21 protein-coding genes are annotated in these 22,425 nt (G+C 61.7%); 5 read left to right on the top strand and 16 right to left on the bottom strand.

What is annotated here, in order from left to right; genetic code table 11:
* Window positions 1-171: 171 nt before the first annotated feature.
* The 6 genes from GJ700_RS33625 to GJ700_RS33600 form a co-directional block, all read right to left on the bottom strand.
* The gene (locus GJ700_RS33625) at window positions 172-1,089 is read right to left on the bottom strand and encodes a PEP-CTERM sorting domain-containing protein (protein WP_195764098.1); all 918 of its coding nucleotides are present in this window, start codon (window positions 1,087-1,089) and stop codon (window positions 172-174) included.
* 360 nt (window positions 1,090-1,449) lie between these two features.
* Window positions 1,450-2,367, bottom strand: coding sequence for a PEP-CTERM sorting domain-containing protein (locus GJ700_RS33620; RefSeq protein WP_154382385.1), 918 nt, complete (start codon window positions 2,365-2,367; stop codon window positions 1,450-1,452).
* A 241-nt stretch (window positions 2,368-2,608) separates the two neighbouring features.
* The gene (locus GJ700_RS33615; RefSeq protein WP_195764097.1) at window positions 2,609-3,271 is read right to left on the bottom strand and encodes a hypothetical protein; all 663 of its coding nucleotides are present in this window, start codon (window positions 3,269-3,271) and stop codon (window positions 2,609-2,611) included.
* Between the two features lie 178 nt (window positions 3,272-3,449).
* Window positions 3,450-4,754 (bottom strand): replication-associated recombination protein A, encoded by a 1,305-nt coding sequence (locus tag GJ700_RS33610; RefSeq protein WP_154382381.1) that lies wholly within the window; start codon window positions 4,752-4,754, stop codon window positions 3,450-3,452.
* Window positions 4,754-5,386 carry an outer membrane lipoprotein chaperone LolA gene (gene lolA, locus GJ700_RS33605; RefSeq protein ID WP_154382379.1) on the bottom strand — a complete coding sequence of 211 codons (633 nt, stop codon included), beginning with the start codon at window positions 5,384-5,386 and terminating at the stop codon, window positions 4,754-4,756. The genes GJ700_RS33610 and lolA overlap by 1 nt, the downstream gene beginning before the upstream one ends.
* A gap of 11 nt (window positions 5,387-5,397) precedes the next feature.
* Window positions 5,398-7,920: a DNA translocase FtsK gene (locus GJ700_RS33600; RefSeq protein ID WP_154382377.1), complete on the bottom strand. Its 2,523-nt coding sequence runs from the start codon at window positions 7,918-7,920 to the stop codon at window positions 5,398-5,400.
* 215 nt (window positions 7,921-8,135) lie between these two features.
* Between GJ700_RS33600 and trxB the strand changes: the two genes are divergently transcribed.
* Together trxB and GJ700_RS33590 are read left to right on the top strand one after the other, a co-directional pair.
* Window positions 8,136-9,089 (top strand): thioredoxin-disulfide reductase, encoded by a 954-nt coding sequence (gene trxB / locus GJ700_RS33595; RefSeq protein WP_154382375.1) that lies wholly within the window; start codon window positions 8,136-8,138, stop codon window positions 9,087-9,089.
* Between the two features lie 16 nt (window positions 9,090-9,105).
* Complete coding sequence (locus tag GJ700_RS33590) at window positions 9,106-9,798, top strand: Smr/MutS family protein (RefSeq protein ID WP_154382373.1); 693 nt, start codon at window positions 9,106-9,108, stop codon at window positions 9,796-9,798.
* On the opposite strand, the gene GJ700_RS33585 is transcribed toward GJ700_RS33590, so the two are convergent.
* Complete coding sequence (locus tag GJ700_RS33585) at window positions 9,795-10,355, bottom strand: DUF4337 domain-containing protein (RefSeq protein WP_154382371.1); 561 nt, start codon at window positions 10,353-10,355, stop codon at window positions 9,795-9,797. The two genes, GJ700_RS33590 and GJ700_RS33585, sit on opposite strands and share 4 nt — an antisense overlap.
* A 75-nt stretch (window positions 10,356-10,430) precedes the next feature.
* Here GJ700_RS33585 and GJ700_RS33580 point away from each other — a divergent pair, with 75 nt between their 5' ends.
* Window positions 10,431-11,141, top strand: a complete 711-nt coding sequence (locus GJ700_RS33580; RefSeq protein ID WP_154382369.1) for a GntR family transcriptional regulator — start codon at window positions 10,431-10,433, stop codon at window positions 11,139-11,141.
* Here GJ700_RS33580 and GJ700_RS33575 read toward each other — a convergent pair whose 3' ends face one another.
* The 7 genes from GJ700_RS33575 to GJ700_RS33545 all read right to left on the bottom strand — a co-directional run bounded on the left by GJ700_RS33575 (window position 11,142) and on the right by GJ700_RS33545 (window position 18,105).
* Window positions 11,142-12,167 carry a porin gene (locus tag GJ700_RS33575; protein ID WP_154382367.1) on the bottom strand — a complete coding sequence of 342 codons (1,026 nt, stop codon included), beginning with the start codon at window positions 12,165-12,167 and terminating at the stop codon, window positions 11,142-11,144.
* 36 nt (window positions 12,168-12,203) lie between these two features.
* Window positions 12,204-12,932, bottom strand: a complete 729-nt coding sequence (locus GJ700_RS33570) for an amino acid ABC transporter ATP-binding protein (RefSeq protein WP_154382365.1) — start codon at window positions 12,930-12,932, stop codon at window positions 12,204-12,206.
* Window positions 12,913-13,569 (bottom strand): amino acid ABC transporter permease, encoded by a 657-nt coding sequence (locus tag GJ700_RS33565; protein ID WP_154382363.1) that lies wholly within the window; start codon window positions 13,567-13,569, stop codon window positions 12,913-12,915. Before GJ700_RS33565 ends, GJ700_RS33570 begins: the two co-directional genes overlap by 20 nt.
* Window positions 13,566-14,234: an amino acid ABC transporter permease gene (locus GJ700_RS33560; RefSeq protein WP_154382361.1), complete on the bottom strand. Its 669-nt coding sequence runs from the start codon at window positions 14,232-14,234 to the stop codon at window positions 13,566-13,568. The genes GJ700_RS33565 and GJ700_RS33560 overlap by 4 nt, the downstream gene beginning before the upstream one ends.
* 9 nt (window positions 14,235-14,243) lie before the next feature.
* Window positions 14,244-15,044, bottom strand: a complete 801-nt coding sequence (locus tag GJ700_RS33555; protein ID WP_154382360.1) for a transporter substrate-binding domain-containing protein — start codon at window positions 15,042-15,044, stop codon at window positions 14,244-14,246.
* 175 nt (window positions 15,045-15,219) lie between these two features.
* The gene (locus GJ700_RS33550; protein WP_195764096.1) at window positions 15,220-16,842 is read right to left on the bottom strand and encodes an HAL/PAL/TAL family ammonia-lyase; all 1,623 of its coding nucleotides are present in this window, start codon (window positions 16,840-16,842) and stop codon (window positions 15,220-15,222) included.
* A gap of 15 nt (window positions 16,843-16,857) precedes the next feature.
* Window positions 16,858-18,105: an allantoate amidohydrolase gene (locus tag GJ700_RS33545; RefSeq protein WP_154382356.1), complete on the bottom strand. Its 1,248-nt coding sequence runs from the start codon at window positions 18,103-18,105 to the stop codon at window positions 16,858-16,860.
* Between the two features lie 217 nt (window positions 18,106-18,322).
* On the opposite strand from GJ700_RS33545, the gene GJ700_RS33540 reads away from it, so the two are divergent.
* Window positions 18,323-19,660, top strand: a complete 1,338-nt coding sequence (locus tag GJ700_RS33540; protein WP_371868245.1) for a C4-dicarboxylate transporter DctA — start codon at window positions 18,323-18,325, stop codon at window positions 19,658-19,660.
* Between the two features lie 33 nt (window positions 19,661-19,693).
* Here GJ700_RS33540 and GJ700_RS33535 read toward each other — a convergent pair whose 3' ends face one another.
* Window positions 19,694-21,307, bottom strand: a complete 1,614-nt coding sequence (locus tag GJ700_RS33535) for a DUF4139 domain-containing protein (protein ID WP_154382354.1) — start codon at window positions 21,305-21,307, stop codon at window positions 19,694-19,696.
* A 135-nt stretch (window positions 21,308-21,442) separates the two neighbouring features.
* On the opposite strand from GJ700_RS33535, the gene GJ700_RS33530 reads away from it, so the two are divergent.
* Window positions 21,443-22,072: a trimeric intracellular cation channel family protein gene (locus tag GJ700_RS33530; protein ID WP_154382352.1), complete on the top strand. Its 630-nt coding sequence runs from the start codon at window positions 21,443-21,445 to the stop codon at window positions 22,070-22,072.
* Between the two features lie 6 nt (window positions 22,073-22,078).
* On the opposite strand, the gene GJ700_RS33525 is transcribed toward GJ700_RS33530, so the two are convergent.
* Window positions 22,079-22,417 carry a P-II family nitrogen regulator gene (locus GJ700_RS33525; RefSeq protein WP_154382350.1) on the bottom strand — a complete coding sequence of 113 codons (339 nt, stop codon included), beginning with the start codon at window positions 22,415-22,417 and terminating at the stop codon, window positions 22,079-22,081.
* Window positions 22,418-22,425 lie beyond the last annotated feature (8 nt).

The raw sequence follows: 22,425 nt of genomic DNA, 5'->3' as shown, positions 1-22,425 counted from the left end.
TATGATTTGCCATGAGAGCAGTGGATTAGTTTTTGGGTTTGGTCGCACAAACACAATAACTCTTCCTTACTGCTCTCTTGCGTTTACGGCATGCTCATCCCGGCAATCCGTGAAGAACCAAAAAAAAGCCACCCGCAGGTGGCTTTCGTTCCAGCCTTGCGGCCAGGAAGATTACTTGCGCTGACGGCGGCGCAGTGCTGCCAGCGACAGCAGGCCGGCGCCGAACACGGCCAGGGTGCCTGGCTCAGGCACTTCGTTGACATTGACCGGGTCGCGCGCCCAGACCGACAGCAGGGAAATATTCTGGTCGGCGTTGTTGGTCGGATTGCGGAAGTCGTTCAGGTTGAACGTGCCGGAAATCGTGTATGGCTTGGTCAGGTCAAAGCCGCCGATCTTGGTGAAGTCGAAATCGTACACGGCCCAGTTGCTGCCCGCTTTCAGTTCAAATGCCAGCTGGTCGAAGCTGCTACGCTGGAACAAGCCTTTTTCATGCAGGATGTTGACGATGTTCGGATTGACCGTCAGGGTCCAGGTACCGGCGATGCCACCGGTCAGGCCGCCACCATTGGTGCTGTTGGTTACGGTCTGGGTGTAGCTCAGCACGTTCGACAGGTTGAAAGCCGTACCGCCGGTCGGCGTCACGCTCATCGTCGTCATCGTGCCGCTGTTCGATGCCAGCGTGCCCAGCTGAACCCAGCCCGGATCGATCGCGCCGTTGGTGTTCGGGTTCAGGTCTTGCAACTGGCTGCTCGTGATGAACTGGGTTGGGCTGACGATGGCCACGCCCGCCGAATTCTTTTCGCCGTTCAGCAGGCCGTTGCCCAGGTAACCCAGGTTAGGCGCTTCGACGTTGTATGTACCGAGGTTGTTTGGCGTGGCGTAAATACCGATGCAAGACGTGGCCTGGATGGCGCCTGGCAGCGTCTGCTGGGGCGTACCCGAAAGACCCGCCGCAGTGATCGCAAAGGTATCCTTGGTGCACGAGGTCCCGGTTGGTTGCGGATCCTGCACGGTGTCTTTTGCAGATGCGGTGGTCGCGAACAGGGCGATCATCAACGCGCCAATCAGCTTCGAGTATGGTTTGGTCATTTGAGTTTCCTTCTGGGTGGCAATATTTATTGACATATCGAAATTTCTTATTCCAACCAGAAAGTAAGCAAGTTATGGGCCAGGTCAGCAAACTTTTCGATTACAGAGCTGTAATCCAACTGTAATGGAATTGTATAGTACAGCAGTGTAAAAGTTTCCGACTAGCAGTTTCCCTTACATAAATAGGTGAGTCCGGGGCACAAAGGATATTTCCTGCCTGTAGTTAACAGTTTTCAACATTCGGTAACAATTTGCACTGTAAGATTTTCCGACACCCTCCTCTGCCTCGGGCGCACGGGATAAAAAAAGCCACCCGGATGGGTGGCTTTGGGAAATTCCCGCTCCGAGGCGGATGCGCGTCTAAGCCTGGCGGCGGCGACGCAGGCCCGCCAGCGACAGCAGGCCGATACCAAACAGTCCCAGCACACCCGGCTCTGGAATCGTGGTGGTTTGCTCCACCACCGGATCGCGGGCCCAGACTGTCAGCTGGGAAATGTTCTGGTCAGCATTATTTTGCGAATTCCGGAAGTCGTTCAAATTGAACGTACCGGACATCGAGTACGGCTTGGTCAGGTCAAAGCCACCGATGGCATTGAAATCGAAGTCGTACACGGCCCAGTTACTACCTGCTTTCAACTCGAAGGCCAGGTGGTCGAAGCTGCTGCGCTGGAACAGCCCGGCGGCGTTCAGGATTGCCACGATGTTGGGGTTCAAGGTCAGCGCCCACGTACCGGCGATGCCCCCGGGCATGCCACCGCCGGTCGTGGTGTTGGTCACGGTCTGCGTGTAGCTCATCACATTGGACAAGTTGAATGCCGGGCCGCCCGTCGGCGTTACGTTATAGGTCGACAGGGTCCCGCCGTTCGATGCCAGGGTGCCGAGTTGCACCCAGCCCGGGTCAATCGCTCCCGAAGTGGCGGGATTCAAGTCCTGCAACTGGCTGGTGGTGATGAATTGGGTTGGGCTGACCAATGCATTGCCCAGCGAGTTTTTCTCGCCATTCAGCAAACCGTTGCCCAGGTAACCCAGGTTAGGCTGGTCGGCGTTATAGCTGTTGATGTTATTCGGCGACGAATAGACGCCAATGCAGGAGGTAGCCTGGATGCCGCCTGGAATCGCCGACAGCGGTCCGCCGGCAAGGCCCGCTGCAGTGATCTGGTAGGTATCTTTCGTGCAAGGAGACTTATAGACTGGATCGTTGACAGAGTCCGCCGCATACGTATTGGTCGCAAACAGCGCGGCTGACAACGCAACGGATAAGGCGATTTGCTTGTTCATTTTGGCTTCCTTTCGGGTGGCTAAATTACAAATCAATAAACCTTTGTTCCGACCAGAAAGTAAGCAAGTTGTAGACCAGTAGTATAAGCTCCTGATTTAAAAGGTATCTTTATGCACAGAATTTGCGCGTTGTAAAGATTTCCGACTAGCAGTTTCCCTTACCTTGAGAAACTATGTCGTAAACGCAATGTTCCGCCGTGTACTTTACCGGCGCCGTTACCGATTGGCGGCGCCAGGAAAGTCAGGCCGATGGCATCTGCTTGAACGAGAACAGGCGGCGCAGCCACTTGTTGCTGACAATAGCGCTCAATGTGCTGTCCTGTTCGGCAAGTTTTTTGCGAATGATGGCGTCGTTCTCTTCATAGCGGGCCACCGTGAGTTGCTGCAATTTGCTATCGGCCGCCAGCTGTTCAATCCGCTGCAATTGCTCGCGGCACGCACGCTCCAGCAACTCGATGTGCTGCCGCTGGTCCACCACGAGTTTCGACAGCGCGATGATCTGCTTCTGGTGCGACAGCGAATCGCGCAGCAAATCATGCAACGGGTCCGTTTGTGGCGACACGGTCAATTCCAGGCGCCAACCGCCTTGCACGCGCGCCAGCATCTCCGCGGGAATCGCAAGGTGGCACCGAGGGTCCAGTCCATGCGAAGCCAGTAATACCACCGGGCCATCCGATTCCCCTTTGGTCAGATGCGCATCAGCCAGGTCCGCAAACACTTCCGGGGCGCCATCCCATTGCCATTGCACCGCCTGTTCTGCATCCCGCAACGCCATACCCAGCACCACCACATTGGCCGGCGTATCGGCAAAGTCCAGACGCAAGCCCAGCAGCGGCTGCGGGAATGCAGGGAACGGGAATTGCATGCACTGCCGGGAATTGTTCAGCTTAAGCGTGCACGTCATCGACTGGGCCTCAGGAAAATCTCCTTCCGCCAGTTTCCAGAACAACTGGCAAGTCGTGGTCATTTCAGAGGCAAGGCTGGGAATAAGCATGGATCGGCAAAGTCAGTTGCAAAGACTTCAATCATGCCACATGTCAACTGAGTTGGTAAGGCAAGGCGCAGTTATAGGTCCCGGCCTGTTATTTACGCGCATCGTCGTCGAGCTTGCGCAGGAAGGCCAGCTTATCGGCAATCTTGATTTCCAGCCCGCGCGGCACGGGCCGGTACCAGCCCGGCTCCGGCATACCATCGGGCAAATACGTCTCCCCTGCGGCATACGCATGGGGTTCGTCGTGCGCATAGCGGTAGGCGTGGCCATAACCCAGCTCTTTCATCAGCCTGGTCGGCGCGTTGCGTAAGTGGACCGGCACCTCACGCGATTTATCGCGTTTCACGTGCGCCATCGCTTCATTGAAGGCGTTGTAGCCGGCATTGCTCTTGGCGGCCACGGCCAGGTAAATCACGGCCTGGCCCAGCGCCAGCTCACCTTCCGGCGAACCCAGGCGTTCATAGGTTTCCGCCGCATCGTTGACAATGGTCAGTGCGCGGGGATCGGCCAGGCCGATGTCTTCCCACGCCATGCGCACGATGCGACGCGCCAGGTAGCGGGGATCGGCGCCGCCGTCGATCATGCGGCAAAACCAGTACAGGGCGCCATCCGGATTCGAGCCCCGCACGGATTTGTGCAGCGCCGAGATCTGGTCATAGAAATTGTCGCCGCCCTTGTCGAAGCGGCGCGCATTCAACGTCATGGCGTTTTCGACGAAGGCGCTGTCGATGGTCTGGATGCCGGCGGACGAGGCGGCGTTATCCGCCTGTTCCAGCAAGTTCAGGAAGCGGCGCGCATCGCCATCGGCATAGCCGATCAGCGTATCGGCTGCCGCATCATCGAATTGCAAATGCGGCAAGGCTTCTTTTTGCGCCTTGGCCAGCAACTGGCGCATTTCCGTTTCATTGAGCGACTTCAGCACATAGACCTGTGCACGCGACAGCAACGCCGAATTGACCTCAAAACTGGGGTTTTCCGTGGTGGCGCCAATGAACGTCACCAGGCCCGATTCGACAAACGGCAGCAAGGCATCTTGCTGCGACTTATTGAAACGGTGGATTTCATCGACAAACAGCAACGTATGCTTGCCCAGGCGGTCCAGGTTCTCCTGCGCCTGTTCCATCGCCGCGCGGATATCCTTGACGCCGGCAAACACCGCGGACAGCGCAATGAATTCCGCGTCAAACGCATTGGCCGTGAGGCGTGCCAGCGTGGTCTTGCCGACGCCGGGCGGGCCCCAGAAAATCATCGAGTGGGGTTTGCGGGCCTGGAACGCCAGGCGCAGCGGTTTGCCCTCACCCAATAAATGGGTCTGGCCCATGACTTCGTCGAGCGACTTGGGCCGCAACGCCTCCGCCAGTGGCGGGCGCGGCTCGGTCTTGAACAAATCGTCCATCACTGCTGCGAAATCTCCACGCCTTTCGGCATGACGAATTTGAAGTGGTTGGCGGCGACCACGGGATTTTTTTCGAACTTGCGGAACGTCAACACCGACACGGAGCCAAAGTTATCCTTGAGTTCCATCGCTTGCGGCGTCCCGTCACGCAAGCCGATGGTGATTTGCTCGAACGTCGTGTCCTGCGTCTTTGGCACGGCTTTCAGCCATTCCATGCCATCCTTGGTGCCCGCTTCGGACAGCGTGAAGTTCTTTTCCAGGTCATTGCTGCCAAACAAGATCGCGGCTGGCGACGAGCCCAGCGCATCGCCCAGCTTTTTCACGGTGACCTGGTTCAAGTCCTTGTCATAGATATACAGCTTGTCGCCATCGGCTTGCAGCAACTGGTCATACGGTTTCTGGTACAGCCAGATGAATTTACCGGGACGGGCAAATTCAAACGTGCCGGACGACGGCGCGGCAGCCTTGCCGCCGCCCGCCTTCAGCTGCTGCTGCGTGAATTCACCCCGCGCGGATTTAGTGCCGGCGACAAAGGTCTTGAACTGGTCCAGCGCAGCCGCTTCGGCTTCCACCACCAGCGCGCTGGCGGCGACCGTGGCCGCCAGCAGGGCGGCAATTTTCCATCGTTTCATACTAAAAATCCTTATTCTGCACTGGCAGCCGGCACCAGGATGTCGCGGTTGCCGTTCGACTGCATGGGTGACACCACCCCGCTTTGTTCCATCTGTTCCAGCAGGCGCGCCGCGCGGTTGTAACCAATGCGCAAATGGCGCTGCACCAGCGAAATCGATGCGCGGCGGTTCTTCAACACCACTTGCACGGCCTGGTCATACATCGGGTCGGCTTCGCCGCCGCCCTCGCCTGCCGCCGCGCCGCCTTCGGCGCCGCCCTCGCCTTCCAGGGTGCCGCCTTCCAGGATGCCTTCGATGTAATTCGGCTCTCCCTGCAATTTCAAGTGGCCCACCACGCGGTGCACTTCGTCATCGGATACAAACGCGCCGTGGACACGGATCGGCAAACCGGTACCGGGCGGCATGTACAGCATGTCACCCATGCCCAGCAGGGTTTCCGCCCCCATCTGGTCGAGAATCGTGCGGGAGTCGATCTTGGACGATACCTGGAACGCAATACGGGTCGGAATATTGGCTTTAATTAAGCCGGTAATCACATCCACAGATGGGCGCTGCGTCGCGAGAATCAAGTGCAGGCCGGCGGCACGGGCTTTCTGTGCAATACGGGCAATCAACTCTTCGACTTTCTTGCCCACAACCATCATCAGGTCGGCCAGCTCGTCAATAATGATGACAATGGTGGGCAATTTATCCAGCGGTTCCGGTGAATCCGGCGTAATGCTGAATGGATTCGGGATATGTTCTTCGCGCTTTTTCGCTTCCGCGATTTTCGTGTTATAGCCGGCCAGGTTACGTACGCCCAGCTTGGACATCAGTTTGTAGCGCCGCTCCATCTCGTTGACAGCCCAGTTCAGCGCGTGGCCGGCCTGGCGCATGTCCGTCACCACGGGCGCCAGCAAATGCGGGATGCCTTCGTAGACCGACATTTCCAGCATCTTCGGGTCGATCAGGATCATGCGCACGTCGGCCGGATCGGCCTTGTACAGCAGCGACAGGATGGTCGCATTGATACCCACCGACTTGCCGGAACCGGTGGTACCGGCCACCAGCAAGTGCGGCATCTTGGCCAGGTCCGCCACCACCGGCTTGCCGGCGATATCCTTGCCCAGCGCCACCGTCAGGGCCGACGCATTGTCGTGATAGACCTTGGAACCGACGATTTCCGACAGGCGCACGATCTGGCGCTTCGGATTCGGCAATTCCAGCGCCATGTAATTCTTGCCCGGGATGGTTTCCACCACGCGGATCGACGTCAGCGACAGCGAACGGGCCAGGTCGCGCGCCAGGTTGACGATCTGGCTGCCTTTGACGCCGGTCGCCGGTTCAATCTCGTAACGGGTCACCACCGGGCCCGGATAGGCCGCCACCACGCGGGCTTCCACGCCGAAGTCGGACAATTTCTTTTCAATCAGGCGGCTGGTGAATTCCAGCGTTTCCACCGGCAATGCTTCCAGCGTCTGCGGCGGGTCGTCCAGCAGCGACAGCGGCGGCAAATCGCCCGGGCGCGATTCCTGGAACAACGTCCCCTGGCGCTCCTTGACGGCGCGCTCCGACATCGGCACCGACGTCACGGGCGCTTCGATCTTCACGGGCGCCGGCGCGCCAGCGAATTTCTCAACCGGTGCGGCGGCAGCCTGGCCCGCCGGCGGCACTGCGGCAAAGGCGGCCACGGTGGCGGCGGTATCGTCCTTGTCGGCTTTCTTGTCGCCCTTGGCCTGCGTAAACGGGTTGTCGACGACCTGCGGCTCGATGCGCACGGGCTTTTCCGCATGTTTTTCCACGTGCTTGGCGCGCTCGCTCACCACCACTTCATCGCGCTTGACGGCCGCCATCGAACCGCGGCGGCGGTCTTCATGGTCTTCGTAGCGGTGCACCATCCACTCGTAGCACACTTCCAGTGCGCCGCCGATCCGCTCGGCCACGTTCAGCCACGAAATGTGGAAGAACAGGCTCAAGCCCACGACGAACAGCAGCAACAGCAGCAAGGTGGCGCCGGTAAAGCCCAGCCCCACGTGCGCCGCGTGCCCGATCAACTGGCCCAGCACGCCGCCGGGCGCACGGGGCAATTGCACGGGCAACGTGTACATGCGCAGGAATTCCAGGCCCAGGCTGCCCACCAGCAGGAAAGCAAAGCCGATCACGCGGATGACGGTTTCGTGACGGTGTTCCGGTTCCTCGTCTTCGCCGGACAGGAAGCGGCGCGTCAGCCGCCGGTAGCCGCCCCACACGGTGCGCAGCAGCCAGATGATCCACCACCACGCGGAAAAGCCGAAAATGAACAGCATCAGGTCGCTCAGATAGGCGCCCGCCTTCCCGCCCAGATTGAACACGCGGGGCACGACATTCGAGTGCGACCAGCCCGGATCCAGCTTGTTGTAGCTGGCCATGATCAGCACGACGTAAATGGTCAGCACGGCAATGGCCATCCAGCGCGCTTCCGACAACAGCCGCACCAGCCGGTTCGGCAGCGGCTGGCGTTCTGAACTGTTGCGGGTGTTCCGGTTGGAGGTCGCCTGTGGACTGTTTCTTGGCATTGTTACTTTAATAATAATTCTGAGGCTATTTCTCGGCTATCCGCCGTAACCCCTTATTTTAAGCTATCTCTGAGGCAACTGGCCTCACGATTCATCCGTCAACCCGGGTTGGACTATAATCCCGGTTTCCCGCGCGTGCCGAAATAACACAGATCCACCTTGCGAGTGTTGCCCGCGCCCCCATTTTGGGTTGATCCAAACTGAAAGAACCGTTCATGACCACTACCAAACACGCCCGCGTTTTGATCCTCGGCTCCGGCCCTGCCGGCTACAGCGCCGCCATTTATGCCGCCCGCGCCAATCTGAACCCCATGCTGGTGACCGGCGTGGAACAGGGTGGCCAGCTGATGACCACCACCGACGTGGAAAACTGGCCGGCCGACCCGATGGGCGTGCAAGGCCCGGACTTGATGCAGCGTTTCCTGCAGCACGCCGAGCGTTTTAATACGGAAATCGTGTTTGACCACATCCACACGGCCAAGCTGTCGGAAAAGCCGATCCGCCTGATCGGCGACAGCAGCGAATACACGTGCGATACGCTGATCATCGCCACCGGCGCGTCGGCCCAGTACCTGGGCCTGCCGTCGGAACAGGAATTCATGGGCCGCGGCGTGTCCGCCTGCGCCACCTGCGACGGTTTCTTCTACCGTGGCCAGGAAGTCGCCGTCATCGGCGGCGGCAATACCGCCGTGGAAGAAGCACTGTACCTGTCGAACATCGCCACCAAGGTCACGCTGGTGCACCGCCGCGACAAGTTCCGCGCCGAAGCCATCCTGATCGACCGCCTGATGGCCAAGGTTGCCGAAGGCAAGATCGAGCTGAAACTGAACCACACGCTGCACGAAGTGACGGGCGACCAGGGCGGCGTGACCGGCCTGACGCTGGCGGCCACGGCGGATGGCGCGCTGTCGCAGATCAAGGTGCACGGCCTGTTCGTGGCGATCGGCCACAAGCCGAACACCGGCATCTTCGAAGGCCAGCTGGAAATGCACAACGGCTACATCAAGACCAAGACCGGCACCGAGGGCATGGCCACCGCCACCAGCGTACCGGGCGTGTTTGCCGCCGGCGACGTGCAAGACCACGTGTACCGCCAGGCCATCACCAGCGCCGGCACCGGCTGCATGGCGGCGCTGGACGCGCAGCGTTACCTGGAATCGCAGGAGTAATCGGGAGGCTATGAGCATGGCTGGTTTGAAGGACTTTGCGGACCTGAAGTCGCTCAGCAAGCAGCTGAAGCAACAGGCTGACGACCGCGCCGCTGCGGAAGCGGAGCGCAAAAAGCAGGAAAAAGTCGCGGCGCAGGAGGCCAACATTTTCCGCAACAGTCTGTCCGGCGTGCAGAAAATGCAGCCGACGGACCGCTATGTCCATCAGGCCCGCCCTGCCGTCTCCGCCGCGGCGGCGGCCGCCGCGGCAAAAAAACGCCCACTGACGGCGGACGAACAGAAAGCCGACGATGCGGCCGTCCTGCGCGAGTCGCTGTCGGACATGTTCGGCGTCGAGCACTACCTGGAAGAAGATCCGGAACTGAATTACGTGGCGCCCGGCGTCGGCCCGGACGTCATGAAGAAAATGCGCAAGGGCCACTGGCCGATCCAGGATGAACTGGACTTGCACGGCATGAACCGCGACCAGGCGCGCGATGCGCTGGGCGTGTTCTTAACCCGTGCGACGCAGCGCAACCACCGCTGCGTGTGCGTGATCCATGGGCGCGGCTTCGGCTCGCGCGGGCAGGAACCAGTACTGAAGTCGATGGTGCACAGCTGGCTGGTACAAAAAGGCGTGGTGGCGTTTTGCCAGGCGCGCTCGCATGATGGCGGAGAAGGCGCGCTGATCGTTTTGCTGCGCGCCGCGCTGGTGCCCGAGCGGCGCTAAGACAGCAGCGCCATCAATGCCGACGGGTGGAAGCCCCACCCGAGCAGCCCGCACAGCCCCATGAACACGCCAAACGCCGTCGGCACCATCGACAGCCAGAACAGCCAGCGCTGCTTGGTCAGCGTCGTGATGGCCAGCAGCGCGATGGCGATCGCCAGCATGGCGTCGGACAGGTCGAACTGGTCGTCCTTGAAGTTCAGCGCGTTGTAATCCTTGTCGTCCTGCTCGGCCTGCGCTTTCAGCTCTTCCTTCTTGCGCTTCTGGTCCGCCGCCAGCTTCGTGTAACTGGCGATGGCTTCGTCATAGGCCGCCTGCGCGGCCTGGGGACGGCCGGCCCTGGACAGCTTCAGCTGGACAATCGCCGCATTGGCGACTTCCTCGCGGATATTGCGGGCCTGGTAAAAGGACCAGTGATCGACTTTATTCGCCTGGGTCTGTTGCATGGCCTGGTTGATATTATCGTCCTTGACCTTGCAAATGCCCATGAAGGTTGCCAGGATGGCCACCACGATGGCCACGCGCATGTTGAGGGGGTTGTCGTCGTCTTTGTCGTCCATGGTGCGGGTTGATGAAATGGGATACGCCCGCATTGTAATGCCGTACAATCGTTCTTTTCTACCGTGACCTCGAACATGACTGACCAGGCAGCAGAACCAGTCCAGCCCGCAGCATCGGCCGAAGCCATCGCGCGTGACATCGCGGAAGCAATCGCCGCGCATCGCCTGCCGCCCGGCGCCAAATTGCGTGAAGAAGCGCTGGGCCGCGTCTATGGCGTCAGCCGCACCAAGGTGCGCGCCGCGCTGCTGATCCTGTCCAAGGAAAAACTGATCGAGATGGTGTACGACAAGGGTGCGTGCGTGGCCAAGCCCAGCGCGCTGGAAGCGCGTGAAATCTTTGCCGTGCGCCGCATCCTGGAAGCCGCGCTGGCGCGTGAATTCGTCGCCAAGGCGAAGGCGGACGATTACCAGCGCCTGCGCGCCCACTTCGCGGACGAGCAAGCCGCGCTGGCATCGAATGGCGCGACCCGGCGCACCCGCCTGCTGGGCGACTTCCATGTGCTGATGGCCCAGGTGGTGGGCAACAGCGTGCTGACGGCCACCATCAGCGAACTGGTGGCGCGCAGTTCGCTGATCACCATGCTGTACCAGCCCAGCAGCGACGCCGAATGTTCATCGGGCGAACATGGCGCGATCCTCGACGCGGCCGAACGCGGCGACGTCGAAGAAACCGTGCAACTGATGCTGCGCCACCTGGAACACGTCGAAGCCGGCCTGCGCTTCGACAATGTGGAACCGCCGAAGCGCGATCTGGTCAACGCGCTGCTGATGGCCGGCGACGATTGATCAGAAGCGGTGGAAGATGCCGCCGCCATAGAAATTCACCGACGTGGCGGCCTTGCGGTTACCCGCATCGGCGTACAGGTAAGTGCGCGCCGACAGGCTGTGTTCCCAGCCCAGGCCCACCTGCTTGGTTTTCACCACGCCATCCGGCTGCTTCTGGCCATAGCCGAACAGGAACGTTTCCGCCCCCATCGTGTAATTGGCGCCCGTGACCCATGCATTGGTGACGGGATTGCGCGCCAACGTCGCGCCCTGGTCCTGGCGCTGGTAGGAAGCCGTGAGTTTCAGCGCCGGGCTGGCCATGGCGGAACCGGCCACCGACCAGATTTTCGTCTCGGCCGCATTGCGCTCGGCCGCCAGCATGGCCGCGTACGGCCCCGTTTTATAGGTGGCCGACACCGAATACGGGTTGCTCTTCAGCGGCGAGTTGGCCGGATATTGCGGCGCGGCGGCCGTGCCGCGGCCGATCAGCGCGCTGTTGCCCAGCGCTTCCTTGCTGGCGACGGTCACGTTGATCTGCGCCCCGTTCACTTCCGGCGAGTTGTAGAACACCGCGTTGGACCAGCGGTTGGCCGACGAGCCGGCCGGGTCGAGCGGCTGGCTGGTATAGCCTGCCACCGTCAGGTCGGTCTGGAAGCCCGCCGTGCTGGGCACGCCGCGCCACGGATCGAACGCCGCGCTGGAATCCTGGAACGCGGTCAAGCCACGGCCGAAGCGCAGCGTGCCGAAGCTGCCCTGCAAGCCCACGCGGCTCTGGCCCTGGAACAGCGGGCGGCTGCCGCCTTCAATCGTCCCGACGTCCGGGTCGTAGCGAATTTCCAGCTGAAACAGCGCTTTCAAACCATCGCCCAGTTCTTCCGTGCCACGGAAACCCAGACGATTATTGTCGCGCCGTCCCACCACGGTGGTACCGCCCGTCTTTTTCGAAACGCCCAGGTCGATATTGCCGTAGATGGACACCGACGATTGCGCTTGCGCCACGCCGGCGGCAGCGGCCAGCACCAGGAAACTCACCATCTTGTTCTTCATTTTTCTCTCTTTCAGGTTGAGGGGTAAAACTAAGCGTCATGCAACGGTAGCGACAAAATTCGCCAGCTCCGCCGTGCCCGGGCTGGCAAACAGGGACTTCGGATGGCCGCGCTCGTGGATGCGGCCCTGGTGCATGAACACCAGCTGGTCGCCCACTTCGCGCGCGAAGCGCATTTCATGGGTCACCATGATCAGGGTCATGCCGTCGTCGGCCAGGCGGCGCACCACGCCCAGCACTTCGTTGACCAGTTCAGGGTCCAGCGCCGACGTGATTTCATCGCACAGCAAGACCTTGGGCTGCATCGCCAGCGCGCGGGCAATCGCCACCCGTTGCTGCTGGCCGCCAGACAACTGGTCGGGATAGGCATCGAACTTGTCGGCCAGCCCGACCTTGTCCAGCATGGCGCGCGCCAGCTCGTCCGCTTCACGCCGGCCCATCTTTTTCACCACGGTGGGCGACAGCATCACGTTCTGGCCCACCGTCATGTGCGGATACAGGTTGAATTGCTGGAACACCATGCCAACCTTCAGGCGCAGCGCGCGCAAGTCGGTCTGGCCGGCCGTGAGCGGCACGCCGCCTACTTCCAGCGAGCCCTCGTCGAAGCTTTCCAGGCCATTGATGGTGCGCAGCAAGGTGCTCTTGCCGGAACCGCTACGGCCGATGATGGCCGTCACCTGGCCCGCGCCCACGTCCAGGTCGATGCCTTTGAGCACGTGGTTGCTTCCATAGCGCTTGTGCAAGCCTTTAATGGTTACGAGCGACATGCAGTTTCCTTTCCAGGTTTTTCGCGTACAGCGACAGGGGATAGCAGATGCAGAAATACAGCAGCGCCACCAGGCCGTACACGGTGAATGGGGCAAAGCTGGCATTGCTGATCATGCCGGCCGCCTTGCTCAATTCGACGAAGCCGATGATGGACGTGACGGCGGTGGCTTTCACCACCTGCACGGAAAAGCCGACCGTGGGCGCGATGGCAATGCGCAGCGCCTGCGGCAGGATCACGTGGCGCATTTGCGCCACGTAGCCCAGCGCCAGGCTGGAAGACGCTTCCCACTGGCCGCGCGGCACCGCGTCCACGCAACCGCGCCAGATCTCGGCCAGGTAGGCGCTGGTAAACAACGTCAGCGCAATCGCCGCCGCGCTCCACGGCGACAGTTCCACGCCGGCCAGCGACAGGCCGAAAAACAGCAGGAACAATTGCATCAGCAGCGGCGTGCTCTGGAACACTTCGATATAGCCGGTCGCGAACAGGCGCAGCGCGCGCCGGCGGGAACTGCGCAGCATCAGCAGCGCGGCGCCGGCCAGGCCGCCGCAGACAAAGGCCAGCAGCGACAGCGCCAGGGTCCAGCGCGCCGCCAGCAGCAAATTGCGCAAGATATCCCAGGTGGTGAAATCGCTCATGCCGCCCTCCCCGCCAGGAAACGCCGCCCGCCCCAGGCCAGCATGCGGCGCAAGCCGAGCGCCAGGCCGAAGTACAACGCGGTGGCCGCCAGGTACGCTTCGAACGCGCGGAAATTGCGCGACTGGACAAAGTTGGCGCCGAACGTCAATTCCTCGGCCGAGATTTGCGAACAGACTGACGATCCCAGCATCACCACGACGATCTGGCTGGTCAGCGCCGGCCACACTTTCCACAGCGCCTGGCGCAGCACCACGTGCCGGAAAATCTGCAGGCGCGTCATGGCCAGCGCCTGCGCCGCCTCCATCTGCCCTTTCGGCACGGCCTGGACGCCGGCGCGGATGATTTCCGTGCTGTAGGCGCCCAGATTGAGCACCATGGCCAAGGTGGCCGCATCCCATTCATCGAGCCGGACGCCGATGCTGGGCAAGCCGAAGAATACAAAGAACAATTGCACCAGGAATGGCGTATTGCGTATCAGCTCCACGTAGGCGCCGAACAGGGGCGACAGCACCGGCAATTTCCACGCGCGCACCAGCGCGCCGAGTGTGCCGATCCCCACGCCCAGCACCGTGCCGACCACGGTCAGGCGCACCGTGCCCAGGACGCCGTGCCACAGCACGTCGCGGTATTCCCACAGGCTGCTGAAATCAAACAGGTAAGCCATCGCCGGTCCTTACAGGAACGACGCCACCGGGCGCTTGAGCTTCAGCCATTTTTCCGCGATGCCGTTCAGCGAACCGTCCTGCTTGGCTTTCTCGATGATGTGGTTGACCCGCTCCAGCAGTTGCGGCTCGCCCTTGTTGATGCCGATGTGGCACGGCGAATTCTTGATGATGAACTTGAAGTCCAGCTTGTGCGCGGTCTGCTTTTCCGAAATGGCGCCCGCCACCACGTTGCCGGTGGCGATCAGCGGCACCTGGCCGGACAGGAAGGCGGAAATGGTGGCGTTGTTGTCTTCGAAGCGCTTGATGGTGGCGCTGGATGGCGCCAGCTTGGTCAATTCCAGGTCTTCCACTGCGCCGCGCGTCACGCCGACCGTCTTGCCAGCCAACTCCTCGCCCTTGCCGACCGCCACCTTATCGGAGCCGAACACGCCGCTGAAAAACGGCGCATAGGCAATCGTGAAATCGATGACTTTTTCGCGCTCGGGGTTCTTGCCCAGGCTGGAAATCACCAGGTCGACTTTTTTGGTGTTCAGGTACGGAATGCGGTTGGCGCTGGTGACCGGCACCAGTTCCACCGCCACGCCCAATTCCTTCGCCACCAGTTTCGCCACGTCGATGTCATAACCGGCCGGCTTCATGTCCGGCCCCACCGAGCCGAACGGCGGGAAATCCTGCGGCACCGCCACCTTCAGCACCTTGTTTTTCAGGATGTCGTCCAGCGCGGCGGCTTGCGCCGGTGCGCCGGCGGCCAACGCCACGGACAGGACGGTAGACAGGGTCAGGAAATTAATCACAGAACGTCGTTTCATAACAGCTCCTTTTGACAATAGTGACTATTACGAAGCACATTCCATGCCTGAACACAAAAAGTGTATGCAATACAAAAATCGTACTTTTTGCCCCATTTCCGGGCATCAATAATGACGCCGCACCAGAAACGGGATTTTGTCCGCACTTTTTGTATGCATTTTTACAGACGGCAAATCAGACGAATGCGCCGATCTTCGCTTCCACCGCCTTGCGCACCGAACCCGTGGTAATGAACGAGTGCGCCACTTGCACGTCGTTGTGGAACCAGCGGTCGCCGTCCAGGCAGGCCGGGATCTGCTTGCGGATTTCTTCGTAAGCAGCCTGGGTACCTTCGCCCAGCACGAAGCCCGGCAACAGGTTTTCCGTCATGGTCAGGCCCTGGGCCGCCAGCAGCATTTCCACGCCCACGATGTATTGCGTGTTTTGCACGATGGTGTGGGCTTTGCGCGCGCACCAGGTCGAGTTCGAGATGTGGTCTTCCGAGTTGGCTTTCGACGGGATCGAATCGACCGAACCCGGCATCGACAACGTGCGGTTTTCCATCACCAGCGACGACATCGAGCACTGGATCACCGGGTAGCCGGTGTTCACGCCGCGCAGGCCGGACATCAGGTTGCGTGGCAGGCCCCACGACAGGGTCGGGTCGATCAGGCGGGCGATACGGCGCTCGACGATCGAGCCCAGGTCGGTGATCGCCATGGCCAGCAAGTCCATCGCTTGCGCCAGGTATTGGCCGTGGAAGTTACCGCCCGAGATGATCTCGAAGCCGCCGCCCTCCTTGCCGAAGATCAGCGGGTTGTCGGTGGCCGAGTTGATCTCGTTTTTCACGATGTTGTCGATGTAGTCCAGCGCATCGAACACCGGGCCGTACACTTGCGGCGTGCAGCGCAGCGAGTACACGTCCTGGATACGCGGCGTGTATTCGATGTCGGTGCGGCGCAGTTCGTCCGGGAACTGGATCGCGCGCGCTTCGTGCGTGGTGCGGGTCGAACCCTTCAGCAGCTTGCGCACGGTGGCGGCCGTTTTGATCTGGCCCGGGTGCGGACGGGCTTGCTGGATACGCGGGTCGAAACCAGCCATCTCGGCACGCATGGCTTCCAGGGTCAGGCCCAGGGACACGCAGGCGTCGGTCAGCAGGTTGCGCGCATCTTCGGCAGCCATCACGGCCACGGCCAGCGACGCGGTGCAGCCGTTGATCAGTGCGGAAGCATCCTTGGCTTTCAGGTCGAACTTGACCGGGCCCACTTCGGATTTGGTGATGGCTTCGGCGGCCGACATGCGCTGGCCCTTGTACATCACTTCCGCTTCATCGAAGCCGGCAATCGCCGCGCCCAGGTACGCCAGCGGCGCCAGGTCGCCGGACGCGCCGACGGAACCCTTTTGCGGCATGATCGGGTGGATGCCGGCATTGATGAAGGCCAGCAGGCGGTCCACCACTTCCACGCGCGGCGCGGAATAGTTCGAGGCGAACGCGTTGGCGCGCAACAGCATGGTGGCGCGCGACACTTCTTCCGAGAACGGCTCGCCGATACCGCCCGAGTGGGCCTTGATCAGCTGGGTCTGGAACAGTTCGATGTGCTCCACCTTGATGCGGGTGTCTTTCAGCAAGCCCACGCCGGTATTGAAGCTGTACATCATCGGCGCTTCGTCGTGCATCCACGTCGATTCGATGTAGTCGCGGCTTTCCTTCAGCGCAGCGCGCGACGATGCGGCCAGTTCCACCTTCGCGTTGCCGCGTGCCACCGCGAGCACTTGCTCAGCGGTCAGGGTGAAGCCATCAATCACTACGGTTTGCATGGTATTCCTTTCCAGTTAATTGAAATGCTCGACGAAGTCGCTGAAGACTTGCGCGGCGGTGGCGGCATCAGCCGCCGTCATGGTTTCGTCGGGTGAGTGGCTGATACCGCCGTTGCCACAGCGGACGAACAGCATGGCGACATCGGCAATCGCGGCCAGCGCCATCGCATCGTGGCCCGCGCCGGACGGCAGGCAGCGCAACGGCAAGCCCAGGCGCTCGATCGACGCCGCCAGTTGCTGCTGCAAGCGCGGCGCGCACGGCACACTTGGCGCTTCGTGCGTGCGGCGCACCGCCACGTCGACGCCGCGCCGCGCGCTGATGCGGCGCACCGCTTCCAGCACGTCGGCCACGGCGCCGTCGCGGTCTTCATCGCGGCAGGCGCGGATATCAATGGAAAAGACGGCCTTGCCCGGCACCACGTTGGCGGCGCCCTGCGGCACCTGGAACTGGCCGACGGTGCCCACCAGGCCCGCAATATCCTGGCAACGCTGCTCGATGAACAAGCCGATTTCCGCAGCCGCCATGGCGGCGTCGCGCCGGCCCGCCATCGGCACGGTGCCGGCATGCCCCGCCAATCCCTGCACTTCGACGGCAAAACGGGTCGCGCCGGAAATCGCGCTGACCACACCCACCGGCACGCCCTCGTTCAGCAAGACCGGTCCCTGTTCGATATGCACTTCGATAAAGCCGCGCAGGCTGGCCGGCGCGTAGGCCGCGCTGCCGAGGCAATCCGGATCGAAACCCGCATCGCGCATCGCGGTGCGCATGGCGACGCCGTCGTCATCGGCGTTATCGAGCACGGCGTGCACGAAGCCGCCGGCAATTGCGCGGCTGCCCAGCAACGTGGCCTTGAAGCGCACACCCTCTTCTTCCGCAAAGCCGACCACTTCCAGCGCAAACGGGAACCGCTTGCCTTGCCGGTGGAAGCGCTGCACGCACGCGATCGGCAGCAGGATACCCAGCATGCCGTCATACATGCCGCCATTGCGCACCGTGTCGAAATGCGATCCCGTCATCAGGGCTGGCGCACCCGGTTCCAGTCCCTCGTAGCGGCCGATGACGTTACCGGCCTGGTCGCGCCGCACCTGCATCCCCGCCTCTTCCATCCAGCAAGCCAGCTGCTGCGCGGCGCCCTGGTGCGCCGGCGTCAGGTAAGTGCGCGTCAACATGCCGGGACTTTCCGTATGGCGCGCCAGCGTATCGGCCCACGCCATGATGCGCTCGCCCGTGTCGGCGAAATTGGTGTCGCTGTTGTGACTCATGTTGTCTCCTCCTGTGTGCATTTTTTCAATTTATCATATGCATTCGATTATTGTATACATTTTTTGTGTGCTATATTCATACCAGCTGAGTTGTGCTAGCGGCCACTCCAGGTGGGGCATAAAAATGATGTAATGGCAGCAAACGGCCTGGCCGGGAGTGCCGCGGCACCAACCGCTACGACACCATTTCAGTGGGACCAATAAAAGGAGACATAACGTGCGGCGCTTTCATACATCCCTGTTCGGGCAAGTCCTGATTGCCCTGGCCCTCGGCATTGCGGTCGGGGTGCTGTATCCCCAGTTCGGCATCAGCCTCAAGCCCCTGGGGGACGGTTTCATCAAACTCATCAAGATGATCATCCCGATGATCGTGTTTTGCGTGGTGGTGCACGGTATCTATGGCGCCGGCGAATTGAAGAAAGTCGGCCGCGTCGGTTTCAAGGCGCTGGTGTATTTCGAAGCGGTCACCACGGTGGCGCTGGCGCTGGGCGTGCTGCTGGCCTATGTGTTCCAGCCCGGCGTCGGCATGAACATCGACCCGCATGCGCTGGACGCCAATGCGCTGGGCACGTACGTCGACAATGCCGCCAAGGTGAAATCCCAGGGCTTTGCCGACTTCGTCATGAAAATCATTCCCACCACCGTGGTCAGCGCCTTCACGTCGGGCGACGTATTGCAAGTGCTGCTGTTTTCCATCCTGTTTGGCTGCGCGATGTCGCTGATCGGTGAAAAAGCCGCGCCGGTCGCCGGCATGATCGACAGCCTGTCGGCCGCCTTCTTCAAATGCATGGGCTTCCTGATCCGGCTGGCGCCGCTGGGCGTGTTTGGCGCGATCGCCTTCACGGTGGGCAAATATGGCGTGGGCTCGCTGAAGCAGCTGGGATTCCTGGTGGCGCTGTTTTATGGCGCCGTGATCCTGTTCGTGTTCGGCATCCTGGGCGCCATCCTGCGCCTGGCCGGCTTCAATATCTTCAAATTGATCCGCTATCTGCGCGAAGAACTGCTGGTGGTGCTGGCCACGGCGTCGTCCGACAGCGTGCTGCCGCAAATCATGCGCAAGCTGGAGCACATGGGCATCAAGGGTTCCACCGTGGGCCTGGTGATCCCGACCGGTTATTCCTTCAACCTCGATGCGTTTTCGATTTATCTGACCCTGGCGGCCGTCTTCATCGCGCAGGCCACCAACACGCCGCTGGCCACGGCCGACCTGCTGGCGATCCTGGCCGTGGCGCTGGTGACATCCAAGGGTGCGCACGGCGTGCCGGGTTCGGCCATCGTGATCCTGGCCGCGACCCTGTCGGCGATTCCCGCCATCCCCGTGGTGGGACTGGTGCTGGTGCTGTCGGTCGACTGGTTCATCGGCATTGCCCGTGCACTGGGTAATTTGCTGGGCAACTGCGTGGCGACCGTGGTGGTGGCGGCCTGGGAAAAGGATATCGACCGCCAGCGCGCGCACCTGGTCCTCAACGACGGCAGCGGCGCCATGAAACTCGACGCGGCGCCGGGCGTGGCGCCGGACATCGAGCCGGCCGCCAAGGCAGCCGGCCAGCGCTAGCCATCCTGCTGCCTGGCATCCACTGCTTGCGGCTCAGGGCAGTCCGCTTACCGTTCCCTCTTTCGGATAGCGGATGTTGTAGCGCACCTTGATCTTCAGGCTCTCACCGGGCGCCAGCGTCTTTTCCCACGCCGCCACACCCTGGCGGCGCTCCCAGTCTCTCACCACCGGCTGCGGCTCGAACACGGTTTCCACCTTGATTTCATCGGATGTGCTGACCGGAGCCGGTTCCAGTACTTCCAGCGCCACCGGCGTTTTATGGTGACTGGCAATGGTGTAGACATCGGCCACGTCCCGTTCGCCCTTGTTCGACAGGAAGCCCGCGCTGCCGGTCTGCTGGCCGGCGCGGTCCACCGTCACGCGCACCAGTTCATCGCGGCCGAACGACCATTGCAGTTTTTCCGTCGCCCGGCTGTTCCATTGCGTGTTACCGACATAAGCGCCGTCGCGCAACAGTTGCACGTCGCCACTCAGCCACACGCCGGACGGGCGCTCCGCTTCCGCCATCAGGAACGCGGCCTGATTCATTTTCGGCACCACGCGGATGCGCTGCGCCACCGGCAACGTCAGGCGCGACAGCGGCAGCGAGATTTCGCGGCCATCCGACGCGAGATCGGCCTTGCCCGGCACGTCGAATTCGGTATCGAAGTTGCCTTGCGATTCCACGATGGGCGGGATGTACATATCGTCCGCGGACCGCAGCGCCGAACCAGCAACGGAAACGCGTTGCGGCATCGGCGCGGGCGCAGGCGCCGGTGCAGCCAACGGCGGCAGCAATGCACGATGATCAACCGGCGGCGCAGGCGGCCGGTATGCCAGCAAATGCGGCTGCGGTTCCGGCGCCTGCGGCGACAACCTTGGCTGCCCGGTGGACAGTTTCATCGCCACGCCGGACCAATCCTCGCCGGTCTTTTGCGATACCACGGCCATCCGCTCCAGTTCGATACGCGACGTCGTGGTATCCAGGGTGGCGCGGTAAGCCGGCTTCCATCCCGCTCCGTTGACCTGGTACGCCACCCGCAAGGCGCCACCCTGCCGCGCCGCGACAGCGATCGTCAGGCTGCGCTGATCGCGCGCGCCGCTGCGCACGCGGTCCAGTTCCTTTTGCAGCGCGGCGATCTTGCGCTCCATGTCGCGCACCTGCACCTGCGTGCGCTGGATCTGGCTGAACGTGTCGCGCGCCCCGTGGCGCACCGCGTCGATGGCGCCGGCAATGGCCTTGCCATCGGTTCCCATCGTGCGCTCGCCGGCGGCGGGCAGTTTTTCCAGGTAGGCGCGCACCACATTGGCGGCCTGCGCTTCGACTTCCAGCACGTCGCGGGCATCGCGCATGGCCTGCAGTTTCTGTTCCAGTTCCGCTTCGCGCACGCCCGGCGCTTCGGCGGCGCTGGTATCGCGCGTGACGATCCGGCCCAGTTGGATACCATTGGATGCCTGCACGCGCACAGTGCGTGTGTCGAAATTCGCGGGCAAACCCGCGATTTCCACTTCCGTCATGCCGGGCTTGACCTGCACCACGCGTTCGACCGTGGCGCTGCCGGGATAGACAGTCACGGCGGCAATCGGCGCATCCGCCGGCGCGGCCAGCGCACTCTGGGCAAGCAACAGGGAAAGCAAAGGTGAACCGGCAGCGGCAATGGATTTCATATTGATATCAGGAAATTATCAAAATCCCATGTTGATGAACATTTCCTGTATTGTCAAATGTACGCACACCTACCGGGCCGCGTCCGGCCATGTTAACCTGTCAGTCTATACAACCTTGCATACCGCCACCCACACATGAAGATCGTCCCCCACGTCAACCTGGTCACCATCATTGAAATCGGGGCGATACTGGTGGGGGCATTTTCCGGGTTCGTGGAAGCGCGCCGCAAGCGCATGGATATCGTGGGCGTCATCATTGTCGCCTTCATCACCGCGTTCGGCGGCGGCACCATGCGCGATATCCTGCTCGATAAACGGCCGCTGTTCTGGGTTCAGCACCAGGAATACACGATATTGCTGTTCGTGGTGGCGCTGCTGGCGGCGCCGTTCTTCAAGCAAATCCGCCACATCGTGTCGGAACGACTGATCGTCGTCGCCGACGCGGTGGGCCTGGGCCTGTTTGCCGTGGCCAGCGTGGCGCAGGCGCAGGCGGCGGGCATGCCGCTGTTCATTGCCGTCATGATGGGCGTGGTGACCGGCATCTTCGGCGGCGTGCTGCGCGATATCGTCTGCAACGAAGTGCCGATGGTGTTCCGCGATGGCAAACCGTATGCGATTTGCGCGTTCTTCGGTTGCTGGGTGTACATCGGCCTGCAGTACGCGGGCGCGTCGGAAGACTTTTCGCTGTGGACCAGCGCGGCGCTGATCACGCTGATGCGCCTGGTCAGCTGGAAGTTCGACCTCAAGCTGACGCACCCGCGCTAACTGGACTTAAACGGCGTCCGGACCCGTTTCGCCGGTACGGATACGGATCACCTGCTCGACGTTTTGCACGAAGATCTTGCCGTCGCCGATCTTGCCGGTGCGCGCCGCCTTGATGATGGCGTCCACCACCTGTTCCGCCACGCTGTCATCGACCACCACTTCCACGCGCACCTTCGGCAGGAAGTCCACCACGTATTCCGCGCCACGGTACAGTTCCGTGTGGCCCTTCTGGCGGCCAAAGCCTTTCACTTCCGTCACGGTCAGGCCGGTGACGTTGACTTCGGCCAGCGCTTCGCGCACTTCGTCCAGCTTGAATGGCTTGATGACTGCGGTAATTTGTTTCATTAGATATC

Origin of the sequence: Pseudoduganella rivuli (genome assembly GCF_009674485.1) — a bacterium.
Classification (GTDB): domain Bacteria; phylum Pseudomonadota; class Gammaproteobacteria; order Burkholderiales; family Burkholderiaceae_D; genus Rugamonas; species Rugamonas rivuli_B.
The sequence above is the reverse complement of the archived record's forward strand: the minus strand, read 5'-3'. Positions and strand labels throughout refer to the sequence as shown.

Bases quoted from the DNA above. Each gene is read 5' to 3' on its own strand.
- GJ700_RS33625 (WP_195764098.1), bottom strand. From the start codon at position 1,089: ATGACCAAACCATACTCGAAGCTGATTGGCGCGTTGATGATCGCCCTG.
- GJ700_RS33620 (WP_154382385.1), bottom strand. From the start codon at position 2,367: ATGAACAAGCAAATCGCCTTATCCGTTGCGTTGTCAGCCGCGCTGTTT.
- GJ700_RS33615 (WP_195764097.1), bottom strand. From the start codon at position 3,271: ATGACGTGCACGCTTAAGCTGAACAATTCCCGGCAGTGCATGCAATTC.
- GJ700_RS33610 (WP_154382381.1), bottom strand. From the start codon at position 4,754: ATGGACGATTTGTTCAAGACCGAGCCGCGCCCGCCACTGGCGGAGGCG.
- lolA (WP_154382379.1), bottom strand. From the start codon at position 5,386: ATGAAACGATGGAAAATTGCCGCCCTGCTGGCGGCCACGGTCGCCGCC.
- GJ700_RS33600 (WP_154382377.1), bottom strand. From the start codon at position 7,920: ATGCCAAGAAACAGTCCACAGGCGACCTCCAACCGGAACACCCGCAAC.
- trxB (WP_154382375.1), top strand. From the start codon at position 8,136: ATGACCACTACCAAACACGCCCGCGTTTTGATCCTCGGCTCCGGCCCT.
- GJ700_RS33590 (WP_154382373.1), top strand. From the start codon at position 9,106: ATGGCTGGTTTGAAGGACTTTGCGGACCTGAAGTCGCTCAGCAAGCAG.
- GJ700_RS33585 (WP_154382371.1), bottom strand. From the start codon at position 10,355: ATGGACGACAAAGACGACGACAACCCCCTCAACATGCGCGTGGCCATC.
- GJ700_RS33580 (WP_154382369.1), top strand. From the start codon at position 10,431: ATGACTGACCAGGCAGCAGAACCAGTCCAGCCCGCAGCATCGGCCGAA.
- GJ700_RS33575 (WP_154382367.1), bottom strand. From the start codon at position 12,167: ATGAAGAACAAGATGGTGAGTTTCCTGGTGCTGGCCGCTGCCGCCGGC.
- GJ700_RS33570 (WP_154382365.1), bottom strand. From the start codon at position 12,932: ATGTCGCTCGTAACCATTAAAGGCTTGCACAAGCGCTATGGAAGCAAC.
- GJ700_RS33565 (WP_154382363.1), bottom strand. From the start codon at position 13,569: ATGAGCGATTTCACCACCTGGGATATCTTGCGCAATTTGCTGCTGGCG.
- GJ700_RS33560 (WP_154382361.1), bottom strand. From the start codon at position 14,234: ATGGCTTACCTGTTTGATTTCAGCAGCCTGTGGGAATACCGCGACGTG.
- GJ700_RS33555 (WP_154382360.1), bottom strand. From the start codon at position 15,044: ATGAAACGACGTTCTGTGATTAATTTCCTGACCCTGTCTACCGTCCTG.
- GJ700_RS33550 (WP_195764096.1), bottom strand. From the start codon at position 16,842: ATGCAAACCGTAGTGATTGATGGCTTCACCCTGACCGCTGAGCAAGTG.
- GJ700_RS33545 (WP_154382356.1), bottom strand. From the start codon at position 18,105: ATGAGTCACAACAGCGACACCAATTTCGCCGACACGGGCGAGCGCATC.
- GJ700_RS33535 (WP_154382354.1), bottom strand. From the start codon at position 21,307: ATGAAATCCATTGCCGCTGCCGGTTCACCTTTGCTTTCCCTGTTGCTT.
- GJ700_RS33530 (WP_154382352.1), top strand. From the start codon at position 21,443: ATGAAGATCGTCCCCCACGTCAACCTGGTCACCATCATTGAAATCGGG.
- GJ700_RS33525 (WP_154382350.1), bottom strand. From the start codon at position 22,417: ATGAAACAAATTACCGCAGTCATCAAGCCATTCAAGCTGGACGAAGTG.